Source organism: Labilibaculum antarcticum (assembly GCF_002356295.1).
Classification (GTDB): domain Bacteria; phylum Bacteroidota; class Bacteroidia; order Bacteroidales; family Marinifilaceae; genus Labilibaculum; species Labilibaculum antarcticum.
Genome location: NZ_AP018042.1, coordinates 5,412,704 through 5,434,302 on the forward strand (window position 1 = coordinate 5,412,704; position 21,599 = coordinate 5,434,302).

Consider the following 21,599-nt stretch of genomic DNA (forward strand, 5'->3'; position numbering starts at 1 on the left):
AAAATATATTTTAGACTACCAGCTCAAATTCAGCTGTAAGCGCATCTATAATTATATCGGGTGCCTGATGTGGTTTGCGAGTTTTACTATCCACAAAAACCACCGTAGATGTGGCAGTACAGGCCTTCTCTCCTTTTTCATTTTCAAATACAAACTCAAATCTAAAACGAACCCTGGGCAACTCCTTTATTTTAGTTCGAATGGTCAACTCCTCATCATATCCTGTTGGCTTCAGGTATTTTAGGTTCATCTCAATTACAGGAAGCATGATATTGTGATCTTCCAGCACCTTATCATTAATTCCGAATTGTCGTAGCAATTCCGTTCTGGCATGATGACAATAATTGACATAGTTTGCATGATATACATAGCCCATCTTATCAACCTCGTCGTACCTTGGCCGTATTTTGCACTCCCCTTCAATCATATCAGTGCTCCATTTTTAATTCAGAACTGGCTATTTTCTTCCAAAGCTCCGATAGTGTATTGACAATCTCAGAATCTTTATTGTACTCCACCATTGTTTTCTTCTCAACCATGGAATAAACCATTTCTTCGGAGAAGGGAAGTTTTCCCATCAACTGAATGCCCTCCCTGGCAAAGAAGCTCTCCATTTGCTTGGTAATATCTAAGTTGATATCAAATTTATTGATTAATGCGTACATCGGTATATTAAACGACTGCACCAATTCAATCAAGCGGACGATATCATGAAATCCTGATTTACTGGGCTCTGTAACCAAAATTACAGCATCAGCTCCGGTAATAGATGCAATAGCTGCACATCCAATTCCGGGAGGGCCATCATTCAATATAAAATCAGCCTTAATTTCCAGTGCAATATCTTTTGCGCTTTTGCGGATTTGAGTCACCAGTTTTCCGGAGTTTTCTTCTCCTGGTCCCATTTTAGCATGAACCAACGGACCAAAACGTGTATCAGACACATACCAATGGTTATTTATACTTCGCATTGAACTGATAGCTTGCGTAGGACAAACACGTTCGCAAAGACGGCAACCTTCGCAGGCAAATGGATCAATTTGTAATCCTCCATCCGATTTAAAATGAATTGCCTCAAATTTACAATGTTGTTGACAAAGACCACAATTAGTACACAAATCTGTATCGATGGAAGCAACCCATGCTCCCTCAAATACATGAGTCTCCTTATTTTTTGGTTGAAAAATAATATGAAGATCAGCTGCATCAACATCCGCATCAACAAAAACAGTGTTTTCAATTACAGAAGCCAAAGCTGCCGTAATACTGGTCTTTCCTGTTCCCCCCTTACCACTAAGAATAGTTATATCCTTCATATTAATTCAATTTTTTCAAATATTCAACCACCTCTTTATACACCTTTGCAAATTCAAGTGGAACACAACGCACAATTTCACCTTTGGAATATAAACCTGCATATTCTTTACTAAAAGGAATTTCACCCAACAAATCAATATTTTCTGCTTTCAGAAACTCATAAACTTCAGAATTTCCTAATCCAGCTTTATTTACAAAAACACCAAAAGGTTTATTTACCTCTCTCAATAAGTCAACCGTCAGCTTCAAATCATATACTCCGAAAGGAGTTGGTTCAGTCACCAAAATCACAAAATCAGCATCCGAAATAGTTTCTACAACCGGGCAACTGGTACCCGGAGGAGCATCGTAAATCAAAATATCATGTTCTCCAACTAAATTGTTTTTTAAATCCTTAATTAGTATGGTTTGTAATGGAGATCCAATACGTAAGTTTCCTTCCATCAGACTCATCTCATTACCAATATTGTAATTAGTCACCGTTCCAATAGTATCTGTGGTTTCATGAATAGCATCAAACTCACAGGCCACAAAACAAGCACCACAAGAATGACACAAATCCTTATTTACAGTAGCATACTGCATCGATGGCATCATTACTATTGCATTAAACTCACAATAATCTTCACACTTTTTACAAAACGTACATTTAGCAGTATCAATTTCAGGAATTACATGTTCTACCGGCTTTTCACTTTTAACCGAAAAATTGGGAAAAAACAGCAAGTCATTTGGCTCTTCAACATCACAATCAACCAACTGTACACTTCTTGTCCAATTTTCATTGATCGAAGAAAACAAATTAACCGCAAATGTTGTCTTTCCAGTTCCTCCCTTACCACTCGCAATAGCTACTTTAAATGCCATAATCTCCTTTTCTGTTTTTTGTGATAATCAAATCGCCCTTACAAACGTCCAACATTTCTGCAATTACATCGCATTTTGCCATCAGCATAAAATAAAGCGATTCCTTTTTTTCATTTAGTAAACCTTCAAAATTACCTTGTCCTTTAGAAATCACAACATCTGCTTTTCTAAACAGTTCTTGAAATTCTATAGAACAATTATCCACTAAAGTTGAAGGTGCATCATGACCATTGGAAATCAATTTACAAACTTCCTGCATTCCAACCTGCTCGGCATCTTCAAGAGTCACATCATTAATAATTGGGGTTCCCCGCACAGCATAAGTTAAATTAGGATGATTCAAATGTTGAATGAAAAGCTTATCGAAAACTATTTCTCCTGCATTATCCCCCAAATACAAAACTGAATTTGCCTTTTTTATTTCAGCAAACATCTGAGCTCTATCATCCAAAGTAAAATCAAGTGCGAGGAGTTCTTCTATTTTGGCCGGAATATCAGTAGGCACACTGTGTGCACCATAATCAATAATATTCCCAACAACAGCTAATTTTGATGCAATGTGTAAAGGCTCATTCTGTTGAGTCACAAAAGAATTCCATTTTTCATACTGCGAAAACAAAATTGCATTTGCATACTTCTTCTCTTCTAAATACAAATCGTTATTTTGTATTTTCTTTTTCGCCAAACGATGAATCAACAATGCCAGATAAGGATTGGAGAGATGCGTAAAATCTGTAAGTAAATGATTTACTTCTGAGGAAAAATCGCTGGCGACTTTCCCCTGAAGATTAAATTTGTCAATTAATAAATCCACCGTTTTGGAATGGCAAGCCAAACACCTGTTGTCCATATTTAGTGGTCGCAATAGTTAGCAGTAAAGCTTAAACTTTCATTCAAAAAACCAGTAACCAATTCTTTTGCACCCATTTGAGGAGCTCCAACAAATACATTTACATTGTGTTTATTAAAGATTTGGATCGCTTGATTTCCCATTCCTCCGGCAATTACATCAGTAACTCCTAAATCAGCCAAGAATGGAGGCAATAATCCAGGCTCATGTGGTGGAGCTGCAACTAAATCTTCAGCAACAATAGTATTATCCATTACATCAAGCAATGCAAAATGTGAACAATGGCCAAAATGTCCATCTAAAATTCCTTCCTTAACCGGAACTGCAATTTTCTTTTTCATATAAGTGTATTTTCAAAAAAAGTTAAACTAATCCCATACAACAGGGAATACTATCAATATGTATTTATTTTTTATTTCAAATATCGCTCCTATCCCAAAAAAAACGATAAGAATAGCACTTCAACACAAGATCTACCCCTATAATTCGTGAAGAAGTACAGGAGCAAAAACCTTGTGTTTCTTACTAATCAGGACATTTTAAGAAACAAAAAAACAGATTTCTAATCATTCATTCTACCTCGGCGAAGCCTTTGTCCTCTCCCTTGTCCAAAGCCAAATCCTTGTCTCCTGCCTTTTTCAGTAGTTTCACCTTGAACTTCATTTTCAGAATCAATCTTACTATTACTGTTACATCGTCCCATTCCTCGGCCAGTGCGGGCACCTTTGCCCTCCGGACCCCTTCGATCTAATCCAGGCATTTCAACCTCCTTTTTTAAATTGATTTACTACTTTTCAATCTTTTACCTTGACCTTTACCACAATCCCCTTTGCGTTTCAATCCCAAACCTTTCCCTAACTTCTCTAGTAAAGTATTTTGGTCTACTTCAGAACATTGTCCTAGTCCTCTTCCCGATTTTGAACCTTCTCCTTCAGGTCCTTTTCCATCCAAGTGCGGCATAATAATTTGATTAAGATTTCAATTGATCTATAATGCGTTGCATCGTATTCTTGTCATCTTGCAACAACACCATTTGAATATTAAACTTTTCAAGTAATTCTTTGGCTTTAGGCCCAAAATCACCCGAAATCACTTTTTTAACTCCTAGTTCAACTACTTTTTCTACAGTTTTGGTTCCTGCTCCACTTTGCGCGTTGATATTTTCATTCTCGATAAAACTGATTTCACCTGATTGATCATCATATAAACAAAACCAACTAGCTCTTCCAAAACGTAAATCAAAAACGGAATTCAATTGATTTCCTGTTGATGTAATAATTGTCTTCATATTTTTATTTATTTAGTAATTCGATTTGTTTCGAATTACAAGCCGGACAAGTTCCTTTATCCATTGTGTCTGGAATATTAAACCTTGCATTACATTTTGAGCACAAATACCAGTCTTTATCCATAATTGCGTTCCCAAAAACAGTTTTTATTTCCTTTGCTTCAACCAAGGCCATAGCAATTTTTCTTCTTGCACTTTCGTAGATTCGTGCAAAAGTTGGCCTTGACACACCCATTAACCCAGCTGCTTCATCATGTTTTAGGAAATCGTAATCAGCTAATTTCAAAGCTTCATATTCTTCATAAAGTAAATCGACTGATTTCCGACTCTTAGAACTCACACCAAAAGGTCTATATCCTTTAAATCTTGGCGGTTCTACGACCTTACGTAATCTAATTCTTCTTGGCATATGGATTAATTTTATACAAAGTTAGTGAGAATATTCTCATTTCGCAAATTTACACACTCAATAATTCCTGCGTTTTACAGCAGAAAAAAAGAGGCCTCAGCAGCCTCTGTAAATTATTAAATATTTTCCAATTTTATGCTTCTTCTACTTGAGAAACAAAATGAGCAAATTGTCTTTCTACAGTTATCGGCTCGGTTAAATACAACTCCCCCACTTGCTTCGACATAACATCTGGAAATACATATTCATTACCGTCTGCTAAGCCTTGAACTATTTCTCTTGCAACATTTACAGGTGAATCCTTTTCCATTTCCAAATCTTCTGTCATCTCAGTATCAATAGGTCCCGGGTATACTCCCATTACGAGAATGTTAGTCATAAATAGTTCTCCGCGCAAGCCTTGCGTAATACTATGAACAGCCGCCTTCGAAGCACAATATGCTCCAGCAATCGGCATACTGGCTAATCCTAATACCGAAGAAATATTTACAATGGCTGCAATTTCTCTCTGTTTTAATCGATCTATTAGTGAAACCGTTAATTTGACCAATCCCCAAACATTTACCTCAAAATTTACCGCCATACTGTCTAATGTTTCATCAGAGCAGAATCCTCCAGATTCATATACACCTGCATTATTAATTAAAATATCTACATCCTTCGTTAATTTTGTGGCTTTAATAATTGATTTATCATCTCTTAAATCCAAAAACACAGGCACTAAACGCGCTCCATACTCTGGTTTAAGATCATCCATCGATTTTAGATTTCTTACTCCGGCATATACTTTCTTTGCGCCTTTCTCAAGTAGCTCGATAGTTATTGCTCTACCAATTCCTCTATTCGCTCCACTTACAAAAGCTACCCTACCATTAGGGGACACTTTGATTTCATTCATCACAACCTCCATTTTTGGTTTAACTTATTTGAATTGATTCTACACAATTTACAAATATCCTAATTCAATAGCAATCGAAATTATCGTGCAGACTCTATTTAGATGGTTGAATGAATTTGAACAGATCACATTATCGTCAAATGGACTAATTTTTATATCTTTGTTTTTGTCGTTTAATTTTGGCCATTTCTTATTGGGGTGCGAGTAATCTATAATCTTTTCCAATAGTATTCCCAGCTGGAGGTGAAAAGGAGTTAGGCGACAAAAATAAAACCGGATTCTGGAGATTCATCTTTATGGATCCGGTTATTTTATTTTAAACTACAAACCACATGTAATTTTAAATAAATAGTTTTATCATTAACCAAAATATTTAGCAGAATGTCAACCAACTATTTCAAATCCAATCCTGACGAAAAAGGATATTTCGGAGAGTACGGAGGGAGTTTTATTCCTGAAGTTTTAGAAGAAGAAATGAAGAAAATTAATGACGCTTACTATTCTATTAGTAAATCTCATGAATTTATCTCAGAATTAAGAAGTATCCGTAAACATTTCCAAGGACGCCCTACTCCGGTTTATTATTGCAACCGCTTATCCAATAAATACGGCGGTCGAATTTATCTCAAACGTGAAGACCTTAATCATACCGGAGCACATAAGCTTAATCATTGTATGGGAGAGGCTCTTTTAGCCAAATACATGGGCAAAAAAAAGCTGATTGCTGAAACAGGAGCCGGACAACATGGGGTTGCATTGGCTACAGCTGCGGCTTACTTTGGTTTGGAATGTGAAATCCACATGGGTGAAGTTGACATCGCGAAAGAACATCCAAATGTAGTAAGAATGAAAATTCTGGGAGCTACGGTTATTCCGGTTACGCACGGACTAAAAACATTAAAAGAGGCTGTTGATTCCGCTTTTATGGCTTACCTGCAAGATCCGATTAATACAATTTATTGCATAGGATCTGTTGTTGGCCCGCACCCATTTCCAATGATGGTTCGTGATTTTCAACGCGTAGTTGGAATTGAAGCAAGAGACCAATTTCAGGAAATGACGGGGGAACTTCCAGATAATGTCGTAGCATGTGTTGGTGGAGGCAGTAATGCAATTGGTATTTTCTCTGCATTTTTAGAAGATGATGAGTGCAAATTGCACGGTGTAGAACCTGCTGGTCTCTCTTTTAAAAAAGGAGAACATGCCGCAAGTTTAACTTTAGGTAAGCCAGGAATAATACACGGATTCAAATGCTATCTTCTTCAGGATGAAAAAGGAGAACCAGATCCTGTATATTCTGTTGCCAGTGGATTGGATTATCCGGGTGTTGGCCCTGAACATTCGATGCTTAAAGATCTAAAAAAGGCAGAATACCATTCAATTACTGATAAAGAATGTATTGATGCATTTTACGAATTGAGTCGTGAAGAAGGAATTATTCCTGCATTAGAAAGTGCACATGCTATGGCTTATGCATTTAAATTAGCTAAGGAAAATCCAAAACAATCTATTTTAGTGAATCTTAGTGGCAGAGGCGATAAAGATCTCGACTTTATTGTTGATACGTACGGATTACCTGAATAAGAAGTGTTGAAATTCGATATATAACTAAAATGCTGCCTTATCAGGTGGCATTTTTTTATTCTATATCCAAAGAATAAACATTTGTCATACTACTTGAAACATTTGTTTTGTTTCATTCTTCATTTTTACCTTACCTTTGTAGTATTATGGAGGATAAATATAAATTTACAAAAGACCTAAGCAATGAATTTGAATTCATTACTTCCCGAAGTAGTGGGCCTGGAGGACAAAATGTAAATAAAGTAAATTCAAAAGTTGAGCTTCGGTTTGCCGTTTTTGAATCGAAAATATTAACAAAAAAAGAGAAAGAAACGATCTTTATAAAGTTATATCACCACATTAGTAATCTGGGTATACTTTCGGTAACTGCACAAACAGAGCGTTCTCAGGTTCAGAATAAGGAAGTTGCAATTAAGAAGTTTTACCAATGGATCGAAATTGCTCTAACTCCTGTAAAACCAAGAAGAAAAACCCGACCAACACGGGCTTCTAAAGAAAGAAGGTTAGAAGGAAAACAGGTGCAGGCACAAAAAAAGGAAAACAGAAAAAAACCTGAATTATAGAACTAAAAAAGGGTGACCCAATGGATCACCCTATATTTTTGTTCGAAAACTTCAATTACATATTTGCGAAGAAATCATTTCCTTTATCATCAACAATGATAAAAGCAGGGAAATTTTCCACACGTATCTTACGAACCGCTTCCATTCCCAATTCAGGAAAATCAATTACCTCAATAGATTTAATACTGTTCTTAGCCAATACTGCAGCAGGTCCTCCAATTGATCCCAAATAGAATCCACCATTCTCTTTACAAGCATCGGTAACTGTTTTGTAACGGTTCCCTTTTGCAACCATTACCATAGAACCACCCAGCTTTTGAAATGGTCCTACATAAGAATCCATACGGCCCGCAGTAGTTGGTCCAAAACTTCCAGAAGGCATTCCCTTTGGAGTTTTTGCTGGACCAGCATAATATACAGGATGATTTTTGAAATACTCAGGCATTTCTTTTCCTTCATCCAACATTTGCTTGATTCGTGCATGTGCCATATCGCGGGCAACAATCAAAGTTCCTGATAAGCTCAATCTTGTTTTAATTGGGTATTTAGTCAGTTCCTTCAAAATATCCTCCATGGGCTGATCCAGGTTGATTTCAACTGCATCTTTCAAGTGTGGAGCCTCTTTTGGTAGGTACTGAAATGGATTTCTTTCCAATTCTTCCAAATAGATTCCTTCTTCAGTAATTTTCGCTTTCACATTACGGTCGGCACTACAACTTACACCCAAACCTACAGGACAAGAAGCAGCATGACGAGGCAAACGAATTACTTTTACATCGTGAACGAAATATTTACCACCAAACTGAGCTCCAATTTCGCTCTTTTGGCAAATCTCTTCAATTTTTTTCTCCCACTCTAAATCGCGAAATGCCTGGCCACCTTCGTTACCTTCTGTTGGTAAATGATCGTAATATCCAGCTGACGCTTTCTTTACAGTAGCTAAAGTAGCCTCAGCAGAAGTTCCACCAATAACTAATGCCAAGTGGTAAGGAGGACAAGCCGAAGTACCCAAATCACGAAGTTTGTTTGTAATAAAAGTAGTTAAGCTCGCTTCATTTAAAAGAGCTTTAGTTTCCTGATACAAGAAGGTCTTGTTTCCTGATCCACCACCTTTGGTTACAAATAAAAATTCGTACGCATTCCCTTTGTTGGCGTAAATATCAATTTGTGCAGGAAGGTTATTTCCTGAATTTTTTTCTTCGAACATCGAGAAAGGAACAACCTGAGAATATCTCAGATTTCTCTCCTGATAAGTATCATAAACACCTTTAGACAAATGCTCTGCATCATCAACTCCGGTGTAAACATCTTCTCCTTTTTTCGCAACAACAATTGCTGTACCCGTATCCTGACAAGTAGGTAATTCACCTTCGGCAGCAACTACCTGATTCAGCAACATGGTGTGGGCTACAAAACGATCATTATCTGACGCTTCATTATCCTGAAGAATTGTCTTCAATTTATTTAAATGAGCTGGACGCAAGTAAAAAGACACATCTGAAAATGCCTCTTTCGAAAGCATTTCAAGTCCCTTTGGATCTACTTTTAAAATTTTTCGTCCATCAACTTCAACAGTTGAAACGTAATCGGTTGTAAGCAAACGATACTTAGTTGTATCCTTTGTTATTGGAAATGGTTTCTGGTAATGAAAATCAGACATGATATAATGTTTTTATAATTTTGTATTAACAAGTCAAATTGCAACAATCAAAAATTGAAATATTCATCCTTGATTATAGTCATAGACAAATATAAGATAAATTGCAGATTGCTGTTTAATAAATTAGCTATTCTAAAACATTGCCCTGCAACATAAACTCAATGATTTCGATTCTTTCAGATAATATTAAAATCCCAATGAATCCAAAATCTTCTCGTTCAACTGTCTGTTTTTTCCTATATAAGGATAACAATGAATGTGGATTGCCGGATTGAAATTCATTTCAATAATTGCGTAATTATCTTTTGTTGACGGCTGATCCACATCTTCAATCATCATATCCAAGCCTGTAATTTGAACGCCTAGCGCTTTCGATGATTCTATTGCTATATCTTTGTATGACTGATGAATATCGTCTGTGTAATCAATGCTGTCGCCACCGGTACTAATATTTGAGTTCTCCCTTAGGTAAACCACTTTATCTTTACTAAGAACACTTTCGAAACTTAAGCCTTGTTCCTTTAAAAACATTGCCTCAGCCTCTTCCAATCGAATTTTTTCAAGCGGTGTTCGATATCCTATTCCTCGTAACGGGTCCTGATTTTTTATTTCAACCAACTCACGAATGCTTTTTATCCCATCGCCTTTCACGTTAGCCGGAACTCGATGTAAAATTCCACAAACCTGATCGTTGATCACAAAAAATCGAAATTCTCTGCCCGAAATAAATTCCTCTATTAGTATACTTCCATCGTGCTCAAAGGCAATATCAACAGCTCTTTTATACACCTCTTCGTTCTTATTCTCCTTTAAGATCGTAATTCCCAAACCATAATTGGTCGATTTTGGTTTTACCACAATGCCTTTCCCCTCAAACAAGTCGAAATCGGAACGTGCTTGCCTAGCATCCTGATAATCAAAGCCCGAAGGAACTCTAATTCCTGCCTTTTCAAGAATTTTCTTCGTAACCAGCTTATTCTCCATCATTAAAACGCTTGAATAGTTATCTAATGATGTTCTGGTGGCTTGCATTACATACTCTGTTTTTTCTCCTTGTGTAAGACTGATGAAATTTTCACTACGATCCAAAATAGTACACTCTACACCTCTTCGCAAAGCCGCTTTCATTAATAATTGCGATGACAATTCCAGATCTTCAAATCCGTGGAAACGGAAACCACTCATTTCACTTTCTTCTTTATACTGCTTGGCTTTATTCAAATGAAAATTAATAAAGCCTTCCTCAATAATTCTTTGTTTCACCTTATAAGAAGATCTAAGATCCGGATTTTTAATAAAATCAGCAATTTCATCAAGCGATCCCTGGTAATCAGAATCAGTACTTAATCCAGATTCTTTTACAAAATTGGTGATATCCGAAAGCAGATCTTGCAACATTTTGGATGCATAAATTTCCTCTCCTTCGGAATTCGGTAGTATCAATTCTGAATTCATGCCGTGACAGGCTACCAAATCCTGATTATTAGACGCTATTTTTTGCTCTTTTTCATTGTACTTTTCACTCTCATTTGTGAATAAGCAATACAACAGGAATAAATGCGTAAAATACAAACGGTTTTTAGAGATTCCTGATTTTTCAAATGGATCTAAATCGAGAATACGAACTTCCAAATGAGATATTTTCTTGCTTTTTTCGTCGAATTTTATTCGGATAGGTAGATAAAGCTCCTCTCCTGCTATTATTTTGCCAGATTCAATCAATTCAGCCACCGATTCTTTATAATCTTTCAATCCATTAAAATCAACAAAGAACTCTTCGATATTTCGATATCCCATCGAACTGTTTCTAATGGAAATAGCATTCCCACAGCTCATGAAACTCTTCTTTCCTGTAATTAACGATTTCATTTTTAGAGAAGGATCAGAAATTGGACTCTCCCCAAATAACCAGATCAGCATCCATCGGTAGCGCATAAAATTCCGAACCATTTTCAAGTAAATGGCCTCACGAAAGCTCTCCAAATCACCGTCCCAATTGCTCGCTTTTTTTAATTTTCTCTCCAATCTTTCTGTTAGTGAATAATTAAAGTGAATCCCGGAAAGCATTTGTCTTTCTTTCCCATATCGATTGGCCAATTCTTCTCTATATTTCTCTTTATGAGTCCCTTTCTCTCCAAACTTAGCAATCGGTATCTCTTCTTCCTGAGGCAATAATGGTGGTAAACTTTGTGGCCAAAGTAATTCATCCGTTAAATTCTCAGAAATTACATCTTGCAAGGTCTCTAAAAAGCCATGAACTTCAGCAATACTATGCAAAGGAGGTGTTATCATCTCCACCTGACTTTCCGAAAAATCGGTTGTAATAAAAGGATTTTGAAATTTATCACCAAGAATTCCAGGATGTGGTGTCGTTGCCATATTACCTGCGTAATCGACTCTCACATTTTCCTTTTCAATGCCAAATTGACCGTTCTTCAAACTCTCGCGAATCCCTTCTAACTGAAGAGCTTCATTGATATTATTAATTAAATGATTCATATATGTTAGAATTTACCAAATGTATTATTTTTTAAATAAGTTCGTAATAAAAAGTAAAGAACTATGCCTTTTAATATGCTGCTTCCGGTGATGCTCCACCAGACTCCGTTTAATCCTAAAAAAGTATAAAAACCAAGAATATATGCACCCGGTAGTCGTAATGAAGTAAAGATCACACTTACAGTTGCAGGTATTTTTGTTTTTCCTAATCCATTAAACACTCCTGCGCTAATCATTTCTAAACACATAAATAATTGCGATGCAGCCAATATCATTAAATAATCTTTTCCCATTAAAATACTTTCTGCCTCAGGTACAAAAATGGAAAATAAAGTTTGTGGAAGAAGCAAAAAGATCAATGTAGTTACTGCGCCTACAGTTAGGGATATTCGCCAACCTGCCCGGTAAATATTAGGAACCTCAGTTAAGTTCTTGGCTCCATAACTATGCCCCACCATAATAGTTACGGCCTGCATAATTCCGCCAACAATCATAAATGTAATCGACTCTATTTGAACACCAATTTTTTGGACTGCAATGGCATTTGGTCCCCATTCAGCAATGATTCTTGCCAGAAAAATATAAATTACTGAAAACGAAATACGCTGAATAGCAGCAGGTAATCCGACCCTGAATAAGTCTTTTAGTTTTGTTGCATTCGGCAATAAACCCCTAAAATAAATAGTATCGAATTTTTTATACACAAAACAGAAATACGCCAGACTGCTTCCCCTACCTATAATTGTTGCAATAGCAGCACCTTCAACACCCATTTTAAATACAAAAATCAACAATGGGTCAAGCACAATATTCAACAAGGTTCCAATAATACTCGCTTTGAAAGAAATTTTTGTTTTACCGTGTGCATTAAAAATACTAATGAATAACAGATTAGCAAAACTGATGATGATACCAAAAGCACTAATTATCAGATAAGAAACAGCCATTTCGTTAACATGGACATCTTTCATTTGAAAAAAGCCGATGAACTGTTCGGGAATGGCTAAAAATATCGAGGTAAACAAAATTGCAATGCTACCGATTCCCCACAAACCTGCAGTTGAATATCTGCCTGCCGCATTCATGTTTTCGGCACCTACCGAGTGAGCAATTTTAATATTTGCACCTACCGTTACAATCGAAGCCATAGCCCAACCCAGCTGTAAAAAGAACCCTGCAGAACCAACCGCAGCAACTGCACCACTTCCCAAATATCCTACCCAAATCATATCGGTAAGATTGTAGGTCATGTGCAAAAGGTACGAGCCGATAATTGGGAAAGCTAGCTGAAGCAGTTTTTTCCCAACCGCCGAATATTCCTGTTCTCTTCTAAGTAAACTGGAAATGAATTTTAACATCTACTATACATCATAGGTGAGTGCAAAAGGATAGTAATAAAAAATGAATGTGATTTTGCTATAAACAAGGACTAAACTACTTAAGCATTTTATTGATCAAAACTTCTAATTGTTTTTTCAAACAAATTGCTTTTTCCATATCGCAATTAAGAGAATCTGTCATTTTCAAAGGAATGCTTTTCGCTTTATTTTTAAGATTCTTTCCTTGCTCGGTAAGATAAATGAGGACCTTTCTTTCATCGTTGCAACACTTATTTCTTTGAAGAAATGAAAGCTGTTCCATGCGCTTCAAAAGAGGTGTTAAAGTATTTGTATTCAGATAAAGTTTACATCCAATTTCATTGACCCCAATGCCATCCTTCTCCCACAAAACCAATAGCACCAAATATTGTGGGTAAGTAATTCCCAGTTGATCCAGATAAGGCTGATATTGTCTGGTCATAAGCCGAGAGGCAGCATAAATAGTAAAGCACAATTGATTCTCTAATTTAAGAGAATCGAACTCCTTATTTGCTAGATTGTCCATATTTCTAATTTATATCGCTTGCGATGCAAATTAACGAAATTGTTCGCTAAGATCAAACAAGAATTCCTTATCATCTTCGAATAAACAGGTATTAGGAACATCTTTTAACGTATGCATTTAAATACATTTATATTTTCCTGCTCTACACCCTAATGCGAGTCCTCTTAATCAGAATGATAAACCTTACACTGCAACAATAACAAATACTTCTTACTGCAATTTCCCAAAAATGTATTTTAATTTGATTAATTTTGCTCTTTGGTACAAAACTAAGATCTTTAATTCATAAGCGCGATACACAATTTAAGTGTATTCCTGTACTTTTTATTCAATATGCAATTGCAAAATATGTTACACAATCTGTTACAAGATAATTTTGGATTTTCTGATTTTAAACCAGGACAAAAAGAGGTTATCTCTAATATACTGGAAGGAAAATCAGCAATAGCCATATTTCCAACGGGATCTGGGAAATCTCTTTGTTACCAGCTCCCAGCTCTTCAACTTCCTGAAATTACCGTAGTGGTTTCTCCATTACTGGCCTTGATTAAAGATCAGATTGATTTTCTTCAATCGAAGAATATATCGGCAGTGCGTATTGATTCATCTCTCTCGAAAGAGGAAGAACAAGACATTATGAATGGCATTCGCGCCAAACGACATAAAATTTTAATGATATCGGTTGAGCGTTTTAAAAATGAACGCTTTCGCAGATTTTTGAAAGACATTCCAATCTCATTACTGGTTATTGATGAAGCACATTGCATCTCGGAATGGGGACACAATTTCAGACCTGATTATTTAAAACTACCTGATTACCGGGATGATTTCAAGGCCAAACAAGTACTTTTACTTACTGCAACTGCAACTCCGAAAGTTATAGCAGACATGAGTAAAAAGTTTGCCATAGCAAAAGAGCAGGTAATAATTACCGGATTTTACCGATCTAATTTAAATTTGAATGTTATTCCTGTCATTCAATCGAAGAAAAACGATAAGTTGATCTCATTACTTCTTTCCCGTAAAAATGAATGCGGAATTGTATATGTAACTCAACAAAAAACGGCCGAAGTAGTTTCAACCATTTTATCATCAAAAGGAATTATTTCCAAAGCATACCATGCCGGATTGAAAAGTGAAGATCGTGAAGAAATTCAAAATCAATTTATGGCTAATAAAATAAATTGTGTGGTGGCAACAATTGCTTTTGGAATGGGAATCGATAAATCGAACATTCGATATGTGATTCATTACGATCTTCCAAAATCAACAGAAAACTATTCTCAGGAAATTGGAAGGGCGGGTCGCGATGGAATAAAATCAGACTGCATTGTTTTAGCAAATCATGACAATGTGAATGTGCTTGAGAATTTCATATTTGGAGACACACCTGCCCTATCAGGCATAAAGGAAATTCTAAGACGCGTAAAAAAGGCTGAAACCAGCTGGGAAATCAAGTTAAATACACTTCCAGCCTATACTAATATCCGAATTCTACCCATCAAGACCTTGCTGGTTTACATGGAGATACGCGGAATTATCAAACCTCAGTACAGTTACTTTGCAGACTATCGATTTAGCTTAAATAGGGATGAAAAAAGTATCATCGAAAAGTTCCAAGGAGAACGAAAGAAATTTATTCAGGCTATTTTCGATCATTCCGAAAAAGCCAGGAAATGGACCACGGTAAATTTTAACACTATCAGTCAAAATTATTCGACAGATAGAAACCGGGTTGTCTCAGCTCTTGAATATTTTGATGCTGAGAAATTAATCAATTTGGAAGCGAAACTAATGGTTGATGTTTTTGCCGTTACAAATCCAGATTTTGATATCGATGAAGTAGCCCAAGAACTTTACGACAGCTTTAAAAAGAAAGAAGGAGTTGAAGTGAACAGAATTCGTAAAATGCTAAGTCTGTTCGAATCCGAAACATGCATCAGTAAAAATCTGGCGAATTATTTTGGAGAACATCCCGAATGGGAAAAGTGTGGTCACTGTTCTGTTTGCAATTCGGGAGCAGTAAAAATTGCGAAATCACACGAGCTGAAAAACCTGCACGAATATAATTATATAGAAATCTGTCAATCTGCCATTACCAAATTTGGTGATCATTTAACGGATGAACTACTTACCAAATTTTTGTGTGGCATAAACACGCCTATTTTCACCCGTTTAAAATTGAAAAATGAGAAGCACTTTTCCTCTCTCGAAAATTACCGATTTGGTGATGTTTTAGAATGGGTAAAAGAAAACATAAATTAAGAGAGTCTCAATTTTTTATACTTACTTTTACACTCTCAAATTAATACCTCGTTGACCTTGAAAAGAAATCCTAATTTCCCATTTGCCCCGGCAAAATCTCCATTATTTTATGGCTGGATTGCCATGTTTGCGGGTACTATTGGAGTACTTTGCAGTATTCCCGGACAAACAATGGGCGTTTCCGTTTTTACCAATTACCTAATTAGTTCTTTGCAATTAAGTCGTGATGCGTTAAGCTTAGCCTATTTAATAGGTACGGTAGGAAGTTCTCTTTTCTTAACCTATGCGGGTAAAATTTACGATAAATTTGGATCTCGTTTTACGGCAATAATTGCTGCATTAGGATTGGGTGTCACTCTAATTTTATTTTCATTTTCGCACCTATTAAGCGAAGCAATATCACAATATATCAATATTGGATTTTCAACAGTCTCATTTATTCTTATCTCACTTTTATTCTTCTTTTTGCGTTTTTCCGGTCAGGGAGTATTAACCTTAGCCTCGCGCAACATGATAATGAAATGGTTCGACCAACGCAGAGGTTTAGCCAATAGCATTTCAAGCGCACTTCAATCTTTTGGATTTGCTGTATCTCCTCTGTTTATTGCTCTGATTATTACTCGTTTTGACTGGAGTACTGCCTATCAGATATTGGCATTACTTACTTTCATATTTGTTATTTTTGCTTTTCTTTTCTATCGGGATAATCCGGAAGAATGTGGACTAATTCCTGATGGGAAAATAATTGAGCCCAAAGTAAAAAGCCTTCCAACTTTTAAAACAAAAAAACAATATACTTTAAAAGAAGCAAAAAGTACATGGGTATTTTGGGTGTTTGCTCTTTCCTTAAGTTTTAATTCTTTTTTTATAACGGGATTTACATTCAACATAATTTCGATTTTCGAATCTTGTGGCTTATCCGAAGAGAAGGCTCTGGGCGTATTTATTCCAGCCTCCATTATCTCCATAATTACTGCTATTTCAGGTAATATTCTTAGTGATTACATTAGAATGCAAAAGCTACTTGTTGTTTTCTTAATTGGCTGTTTATTGTCAAGTTTGGGTGTAGCTATATTAGATTACGAAATTGGCTACTACGTATTGATACTAGGAACCGGAATTATGGGCGGACTATTTTCTGTGCTGGCCTCAATTACCTGGCCTCGCTTTTACGGACGTAAAAACTTAGGTGCGATTAGTGGTTTTGCAATGTCTTTAGTTGTGTTTTCAAGTGCAATAGCTCCACTTTTTTTCAGTAGAATTTACACGTTAACAGATAGTTACCGGATTGCCGGATACGCTGGAGTTGTTAGTGTTGTTATCTTACTAATTTTCTCGGTAAAAGCTAAAAACCCGCAATTGCAATAAAAAAACAGATTGCCAAACAAAATGCGAACCAACTCAATTTAGAATGCAGTTGGTAACTAAAGCAACTCTTTCTTCTCAAGGGAAAGCTTAATTTTCTTATGAGCTTTCCAAAAGGTCGTTGTAAGCCTCTTCATAATTTTTTTGAATTCGGGTAGGTCTTTACTATTATCAACCAAAGGATCTATTTCTAAGAAAAAAAGAAGCCAATACCGGTAGTTATTCCCTTGCGAAAACAAGTCCAAATATCATATTAAAAAAAAAGATCTTCTTTTGGGTGTAATAATATTATATTTCTACCACTAATTAAGAAAAAACTATAGTGAGTAACGATTTTTACACATCATCAATTCTCCCTTATGCTGCCATTATCATTAAGATATGCAGGGCGTATACGAACACACAGGAAGATTTCGAAGATTACTACCAAGAGGTTTGTTTACAGATATGGAGAAGTAATGAGAATTTTAGAGGACAATCTGAATGGTCGACATGGATCTATCGATTGACTTTGAATGTTTGCCTGACCTTACTAAAGAAAAATAGTAAACATCATGTTACTTCAAATCATTTACCAGACGTGGTAGCTGAAGACAATCGGACCTTTGACGATGAATCTCTTAATCATCTCTATAATGCTATCAAGCAATTATCGGAGGTAGACAGGGCGGTCATATTGCTTTATCTGGAGGAAAAAACCTATCAGGAAATAGCAGAAATTATTGGCACAAATCCGAACAACATTGGTGTGCGGGTTAAAAGAATTAAAGAACGACTTAAAAAAATACTAGATGGAAAAGTCAATTGAAACAATTTGGAAAGAAGGTTTTTTAGAAAGCGATGCATTGGTAGTCCCAAAACTAAATGACTTATACAATCAAAAATCGAAACACATCATCGATAAATTCAAAAGAATGTTCAGAATAAACCTGAATGCATTATTTATAGGCTCATTCGTAATTTTAATTGCTTCCGCTATAGTGGGAATCCCAATTATGGGGATTGGATATTTTTTCATTTTAAATGCTATAGTACTTGTCAATAGAAGATTAATGAAAGGCCTAATTAAAATTGATAAAAATGTAAGTAGTTACCAATATCTTAAATCATTTAACAACTGGATGAAAGAACAACTTGCTGTAAACAGGAAGCTAGCCAGATATTATTATCCTTTAATTTTTCTTTTTATGGTATTGGGGTTTTGGTTTTCGCAGGATATTCAGGAGACATTTAAAGGGATATTAGAAAGACCTAATCAAATTTATCTTGTAAATAACATACCGGTACTATGGACAATTCCAATTGCGATCATTACAGGTTTGTTAGCCTACTTTGGCGATCGAATTTACAATTTTGATGTGAGTTTAATCTATGGCCAGGTATTTAGAAAGCTAGATGAACTAATTGCAGATATTGAAGAATTGAGAGCCTAATTTTCATTCAGAATAATAATTTTAATTACACGAACATGACAATTCATAAAATAGAAGAAAGAACTATTGCTGAGCAAGATGTAAAGCTTACAAAAGCATATAATAAGCTACAGGTTTTGATTGATGAGTTAAATAAAAGAGAAGTACCGGAAAATATACAAAACACAATTAATACGGATATTGCCACGATTAATTCATTTTCAGAAACGGATAAAAAATTGGTCAAACTTCTGAGGAAAGTGCATTACAAAACTCTGAGACTAATTGAAAAAGAACTTAATCTGGTAACAAAAAACCACTACAAAAATCTTTACATGGCTATTGGAGTGGCTCTAGGAGTGGCGTTTTCCGCCTCATTTGATAACAATGGCATGGGCTTGATACTTGGTTTGGCAATAGGAATATCTGTAGGAATACATTTTGATAAAAAGGCAGAACAAAATGGGAATCAACTAAATTTAGAATGCATCTGCTAATTAAAGCAATTCCTTGTTCTCAAGGGCAAGCTTTATTTCTTTATGGTTTTCCCAAAACGTGTTCTTAATCCGCTTCATAATTTTTTTAAATTCGGGAAGGTCTTTGATATTATCAACCAAGGGGTCAATTTCTAAAAAAAGAAGGAGCCAATACTGTAAATTCTCTTCTTCAGAAAATAGTTGAAGATATTTCAAGGCCTTTTCTTCATCATCTTTTTGTGCGTAATAAATAGCCAAACTGGCATTTTTATAAATCGATTTATCATTGGAAGCATATTCAAAATATGCTTTTAAAAGCTTTTCCGATTCTTCTTTCATTCCCATTTCGGCATATACCCTGGCAATCTTACTGTTCTCCTGCGGGTAGATACTCAAATTGTACTTTTCCTTTGCTGCAATAAAATGTTTATAGTAAGCGTAAGAAGTCTCGTAATCACGCAAGTAATAGTAAACTTTACCTATTTCCTGAAGAACATCCAGACGTGTGGTATCCTTCTCAAATACGGCAAGTAATAAATCTCTTGTCCTGGGTAAATCTTTATTTTTCGCATACAAAATATAGGCTTTTACATATTCCGAAAACATGTTCTGAGGATTGTAGTCCAGTGATTTGTTAATGTACAATTCAGCTTCATTAACAAACCCAGTTTGCACAAAAGCATTACTAAGATGCAGGTAAATATAACTTGCCGTAACAGAATCCTGAGCGGCAATATCCAAGCGAACGCCCTTTAAGGCATATTCCAGATATTTACCCGTATTGGGCATGTAAGTAGTATAATAATCGGAGAGAAAATTGATAACCAAAGCCGAATTTGGATTGTAATGCAATGCCTTTTCTAAGTAGGGTACCGCCTTTTCGAATTCGTGTTTATTCATGTAATACAATGCTTTTGCAATCAGAGATTGTGGCAATTTCGAATCAAACAACAGTGCCTTATCAGCATTCTCATTAATCTTAGCCGTATGTATCTTTTCTGCCCGGGCAATGTCCAGATAATAGTAAGCCATAGCAATATCAGCGTAAGCGCGGGCAAATTTAGGATCATGCTCAATGGCCTTTTGAAAATAAGTAATGGATTCTTCCAAACCTTCTCTCTTCCCACTATGAAACAAATCAAGTCCTTTTAAAAAGTAATCGTAAGCTTCCAGATTCTCTGTTGGAACTTTATCGATTTGTTTTACTTCCTCAGGGGTAATAATCAATTCTATTTCCTTGGCAATTTTCTTTGCGATTTCGTTCTGCAAACCGAATACATCTTTTGCTTCTCTGTTGTATTGCTCAGCCCATAAATGGTTATCGTTTGACGCTTTTATCAACTGAATGTTTAGAAGAATCTGATCACCAATTTTCTGGCCACTCCCTTCCACAAAATAACTCACATTCAATTCTTCTGCAATTTCAGTAATTGTTTTAGTGCTGTTTCTGTATTTCTCAACCGAGGTTCTACTTATTACCCTTACATCTTCGATCTTTTGCAGGTTTGATAATACAGATTCCATCAAACCATTAATAAAATAGACATTGCTTGAATCGTTACTGTCATTTTTAAATGGCAAAACAGCAATCGATTTTTCAATCTCAATTTTCTCAGGGGAAGCCGGTTTTAGTAAAAAGAAAACAAGAACAGCAATCGTAAATAAGGATATTACAACAGGCACCACGCCCAACTTCTTTCCAGACTTTGGCACAACAAGCGGAGCTTCTTCCTGTTTCTCTGTTTCCTGTTTTCCTGTTTCTCCGGGAGGATAGCCGTACAATTCACGAAAACATTTTATGAAATAAGAAACACTGCTAAATCCAACCTGATAGGAGATTTCGGAAACAGTAAGGGAATTTTGCTTCAAGAATTCCATGGCATTTCGCAATCGCACCTCCCTAACAAACTGACTAACCGACAGATTGGTTAACTTTTTAATTTTCCGCAGGAGATTAGACCGACTCATGCCTACTTCATCAGCAAGTTCCGATACCCCAAATTGATCATTCGAAATGTTCTTCTCGATAATTTCGGTGATTTTCAATAAAAATTCATTTTCGGCAGGAAGCTGGTTTGGCATTTTAAAATGGGCTAAATGGAATTGTAAATTATTGCGAAAAGATACGAATGATTGCATAAAGATACAATCATAGAACGACTCTTAGAACAGGCTTATTTCAAGAAAGATAATTTTAAAATCCCACTTGTTTTTTACCTACGCATCGGGTTTTGCGTCATAATTTATATCCATGCGTCATAA

At 35.9% G+C, this 21,599-nt stretch carries 22 protein-coding genes; 7 read left to right on the top strand and 15 right to left on the bottom strand.

What is annotated here, in order from left to right:
* Positions 1-10: 10 nt before the first annotated feature.
* From ALGA_RS21565 to ALGA_RS21610, 10 genes are all read right to left on the bottom strand, one after another.
* On the bottom strand, positions 11-427 hold the full coding sequence (locus tag ALGA_RS21565) for an acyl-CoA thioesterase (protein ID WP_096432872.1): 417 nt from the start codon (positions 425-427) through the stop codon (positions 11-13).
* A gap of 1 nt (position 428) precedes the next feature.
* Entirely contained in the window at positions 429-1,316 is an 888-nt protein-coding gene (locus ALGA_RS21570) for a P-loop NTPase (RefSeq protein WP_096432874.1), read from the bottom strand.
* Between the two features lies 1 nt (position 1,317).
* On the bottom strand, positions 1,318-2,184 hold the full coding sequence (locus ALGA_RS21575; protein WP_096432876.1) for a nucleotide-binding protein: 867 nt from the start codon (positions 2,182-2,184) through the stop codon (positions 1,318-1,320).
* Positions 2,174-3,034: a damage-control phosphatase ARMT1 family protein gene (locus ALGA_RS21580; protein WP_096432878.1), complete on the bottom strand. Its 861-nt coding sequence runs from the start codon at positions 3,032-3,034 to the stop codon at positions 2,174-2,176. Before ALGA_RS21580 ends, ALGA_RS21575 begins: the two co-directional genes overlap by 11 nt.
* A gap of 2 nt (positions 3,035-3,036) precedes the next feature.
* Complete coding sequence (locus ALGA_RS21585; protein ID WP_096432880.1) at positions 3,037-3,375, bottom strand: NifB/NifX family molybdenum-iron cluster-binding protein; 339 nt, start codon at positions 3,373-3,375, stop codon at positions 3,037-3,039.
* Positions 3,376-3,596: 221 nt separating this feature from the next.
* Positions 3,597-3,794 (bottom strand): DUF5320 domain-containing protein, encoded by a 198-nt coding sequence (locus ALGA_RS21590; RefSeq protein ID WP_096432882.1) that lies wholly within the window; start codon positions 3,792-3,794, stop codon positions 3,597-3,599.
* A 14-nt stretch (positions 3,795-3,808) separates the two neighbouring features.
* Positions 3,809-3,994, bottom strand: a complete 186-nt coding sequence (locus ALGA_RS21595; protein WP_096432884.1) for a DUF5320 domain-containing protein — start codon at positions 3,992-3,994, stop codon at positions 3,809-3,811.
* A gap of 10 nt (positions 3,995-4,004) precedes the next feature.
* Positions 4,005-4,322 (bottom strand): NifB/NifX family molybdenum-iron cluster-binding protein, encoded by a 318-nt coding sequence (locus ALGA_RS21600; RefSeq protein WP_096432886.1) that lies wholly within the window; start codon positions 4,320-4,322, stop codon positions 4,005-4,007.
* Between the two features lie 4 nt (positions 4,323-4,326).
* On the bottom strand, positions 4,327-4,731 hold the full coding sequence (locus tag ALGA_RS21605; protein WP_096432888.1) for a DUF134 domain-containing protein: 405 nt from the start codon (positions 4,729-4,731) through the stop codon (positions 4,327-4,329).
* Positions 4,732-4,864: 133 nt separating this feature from the next.
* Positions 4,865-5,629 (bottom strand): SDR family NAD(P)-dependent oxidoreductase, encoded by a 765-nt coding sequence (locus ALGA_RS21610; RefSeq protein ID WP_162845512.1) that lies wholly within the window; start codon positions 5,627-5,629, stop codon positions 4,865-4,867.
* A gap of 381 nt (positions 5,630-6,010) precedes the next feature.
* On the opposite strand from ALGA_RS21610, the gene trpB reads away from it, so the two are divergent.
* Positions 6,011-7,213 (top strand): tryptophan synthase subunit beta, encoded by a 1,203-nt coding sequence (trpB, locus tag ALGA_RS21615; protein ID WP_096432892.1) that lies wholly within the window; start codon positions 6,011-6,013, stop codon positions 7,211-7,213.
* Between the two features lie 146 nt (positions 7,214-7,359).
* Entirely contained in the window at positions 7,360-7,776 is a 417-nt protein-coding gene (arfB, locus tag ALGA_RS21620) for an alternative ribosome rescue aminoacyl-tRNA hydrolase ArfB (protein ID WP_096432894.1), read from the top strand.
* Between the two features lie 55 nt (positions 7,777-7,831).
* Here arfB and ALGA_RS21625 read toward each other — a convergent pair whose 3' ends face one another.
* The 4 genes from ALGA_RS21625 to ALGA_RS21640 form a co-directional block, all read right to left on the bottom strand.
* Positions 7,832-9,436, bottom strand: coding sequence for a fumarate hydratase (locus tag ALGA_RS21625; RefSeq protein ID WP_096432896.1), 1,605 nt, complete (start codon positions 9,434-9,436; stop codon positions 7,832-7,834).
* Between the two features lie 186 nt (positions 9,437-9,622).
* A complete protein-coding gene (gshAB, locus tag ALGA_RS21630; RefSeq protein ID WP_096432898.1) occupies positions 9,623-11,935 on the bottom strand; it encodes a bifunctional glutamate--cysteine ligase GshA/glutathione synthetase GshB in 2,313 nt (770 codons plus the stop codon).
* 5 nt (positions 11,936-11,940) lie between these two features.
* On the bottom strand, positions 11,941-13,293 hold the full coding sequence (locus ALGA_RS21635; protein WP_096432900.1) for an MATE family efflux transporter: 1,353 nt from the start codon (positions 13,291-13,293) through the stop codon (positions 11,941-11,943).
* A 76-nt stretch (positions 13,294-13,369) separates the two neighbouring features.
* Positions 13,370-13,819, bottom strand: coding sequence for a MarR family winged helix-turn-helix transcriptional regulator (locus tag ALGA_RS21640; protein WP_096432902.1), 450 nt, complete (start codon positions 13,817-13,819; stop codon positions 13,370-13,372).
* 348 nt (positions 13,820-14,167) lie between these two features.
* Here ALGA_RS21640 and ALGA_RS21645 point away from each other — a divergent pair, with 348 nt between their 5' ends.
* The 5 genes from ALGA_RS21645 (at position 14,168) to ALGA_RS21670 (ending at position 19,358) form a co-directional block, all read left to right on the top strand.
* On the top strand, positions 14,168-16,084 hold the full coding sequence (locus ALGA_RS21645) for a RecQ family ATP-dependent DNA helicase (RefSeq protein ID WP_096433816.1): 1,917 nt from the start codon (positions 14,168-14,170) through the stop codon (positions 16,082-16,084).
* A 51-nt stretch (positions 16,085-16,135) separates the two neighbouring features.
* On the top strand, positions 16,136-17,452 hold the full coding sequence (locus ALGA_RS21650) for an MFS transporter (protein ID WP_197705645.1): 1,317 nt from the start codon (positions 16,136-16,138) through the stop codon (positions 17,450-17,452).
* A 319-nt stretch (positions 17,453-17,771) separates the two neighbouring features.
* Positions 17,772-18,257: an RNA polymerase sigma factor gene (locus ALGA_RS21660; protein WP_096432906.1), complete on the top strand. Its 486-nt coding sequence runs from the start codon at positions 17,772-17,774 to the stop codon at positions 18,255-18,257.
* Positions 18,241-18,882 (top strand): hypothetical protein, encoded by a 642-nt coding sequence (locus ALGA_RS21665; protein ID WP_096432908.1) that lies wholly within the window; start codon positions 18,241-18,243, stop codon positions 18,880-18,882. The genes ALGA_RS21660 and ALGA_RS21665 overlap by 17 nt, the downstream gene beginning before the upstream one ends.
* A 35-nt stretch (positions 18,883-18,917) precedes the next feature.
* Positions 18,918-19,358, top strand: a complete 441-nt coding sequence (locus tag ALGA_RS21670; protein ID WP_096432910.1) for a hypothetical protein — start codon at positions 18,918-18,920, stop codon at positions 19,356-19,358.
* Here the strand turns inward: ALGA_RS21670 and ALGA_RS21675 are convergent, their stop codons facing one another.
* Positions 19,359-21,419, bottom strand: coding sequence for a helix-turn-helix domain-containing protein (locus tag ALGA_RS21675; protein WP_096432912.1), 2,061 nt, complete (start codon positions 21,417-21,419; stop codon positions 19,359-19,361).
* Positions 21,420-21,599 lie beyond the last annotated feature (180 nt).

Coding starts and splice junctions, on each gene's coding strand:
- ALGA_RS21585 (WP_096432880.1), bottom strand. CDS start 3,375: ATGAAAAAGAAAATTGCAGTTCCGGTTAAGGAAGGAATTTTAGATGGA.
- ALGA_RS21580 (WP_096432878.1), bottom strand. CDS start 3,034: ATGGACAACAGGTGTTTGGCTTGCCATTCCAAAACGGTGGATTTATTA.
- arfB (WP_096432894.1), top strand. CDS start 7,360: ATGGAGGATAAATATAAATTTACAAAAGACCTAAGCAATGAATTTGAA.
- ALGA_RS21610 (WP_162845512.1), bottom strand. CDS start 5,629: ATGAATGAAATCAAAGTGTCCCCTAATGGTAGGGTAGCTTTTGTAAGT.
- ALGA_RS21625 (WP_096432896.1), bottom strand. CDS start 9,436: ATGTCTGATTTTCATTACCAGAAACCATTTCCAATAACAAAGGATACA.
- gshAB (WP_096432898.1), bottom strand. CDS start 11,935: ATGAATCATTTAATTAATAATATCAATGAAGCTCTTCAGTTAGAAGGG.
- ALGA_RS21605 (WP_096432888.1), bottom strand. CDS start 4,731: ATGCCAAGAAGAATTAGATTACGTAAGGTCGTAGAACCGCCAAGATTT.
- ALGA_RS21635 (WP_096432900.1), bottom strand. CDS start 13,293: ATGTTAAAATTCATTTCCAGTTTACTTAGAAGAGAACAGGAATATTCG.
- ALGA_RS21575 (WP_096432876.1), bottom strand. CDS start 2,184: ATGGCATTTAAAGTAGCTATTGCGAGTGGTAAGGGAGGAACTGGAAAG.
- ALGA_RS21570 (WP_096432874.1), bottom strand. CDS start 1,316: ATGAAGGATATAACTATTCTTAGTGGTAAGGGGGGAACAGGAAAGACC.
- ALGA_RS21665 (WP_096432908.1), top strand. CDS start 18,241: ATGGAAAAGTCAATTGAAACAATTTGGAAAGAAGGTTTTTTAGAAAGC.
- ALGA_RS21670 (WP_096432910.1), top strand. CDS start 18,918: ATGACAATTCATAAAATAGAAGAAAGAACTATTGCTGAGCAAGATGTA.
- ALGA_RS21590 (WP_096432882.1), bottom strand. CDS start 3,794: ATGCCTGGATTAGATCGAAGGGGTCCGGAGGGCAAAGGTGCCCGCACT.
- ALGA_RS21645 (WP_096433816.1), top strand. CDS start 14,168: ATGTTACACAATCTGTTACAAGATAATTTTGGATTTTCTGATTTTAAA.
- ALGA_RS21565 (WP_096432872.1), bottom strand. CDS start 427: ATGATTGAAGGGGAGTGCAAAATACGGCCAAGGTACGACGAGGTTGAT.
- ALGA_RS21675 (WP_096432912.1), bottom strand. CDS start 21,419: ATGCCAAACCAGCTTCCTGCCGAAAATGAATTTTTATTGAAAATCACC.
- ALGA_RS21600 (WP_096432886.1), bottom strand. CDS start 4,322: ATGAAGACAATTATTACATCAACAGGAAATCAATTGAATTCCGTTTTT.
- ALGA_RS21595 (WP_096432884.1), bottom strand. CDS start 3,994: ATGCCGCACTTGGATGGAAAAGGACCTGAAGGAGAAGGTTCAAAATCG.
- ALGA_RS21640 (WP_096432902.1), bottom strand. CDS start 13,819: ATGGACAATCTAGCAAATAAGGAGTTCGATTCTCTTAAATTAGAGAAT.
- trpB (WP_096432892.1), top strand. CDS start 6,011: ATGTCAACCAACTATTTCAAATCCAATCCTGACGAAAAAGGATATTTC.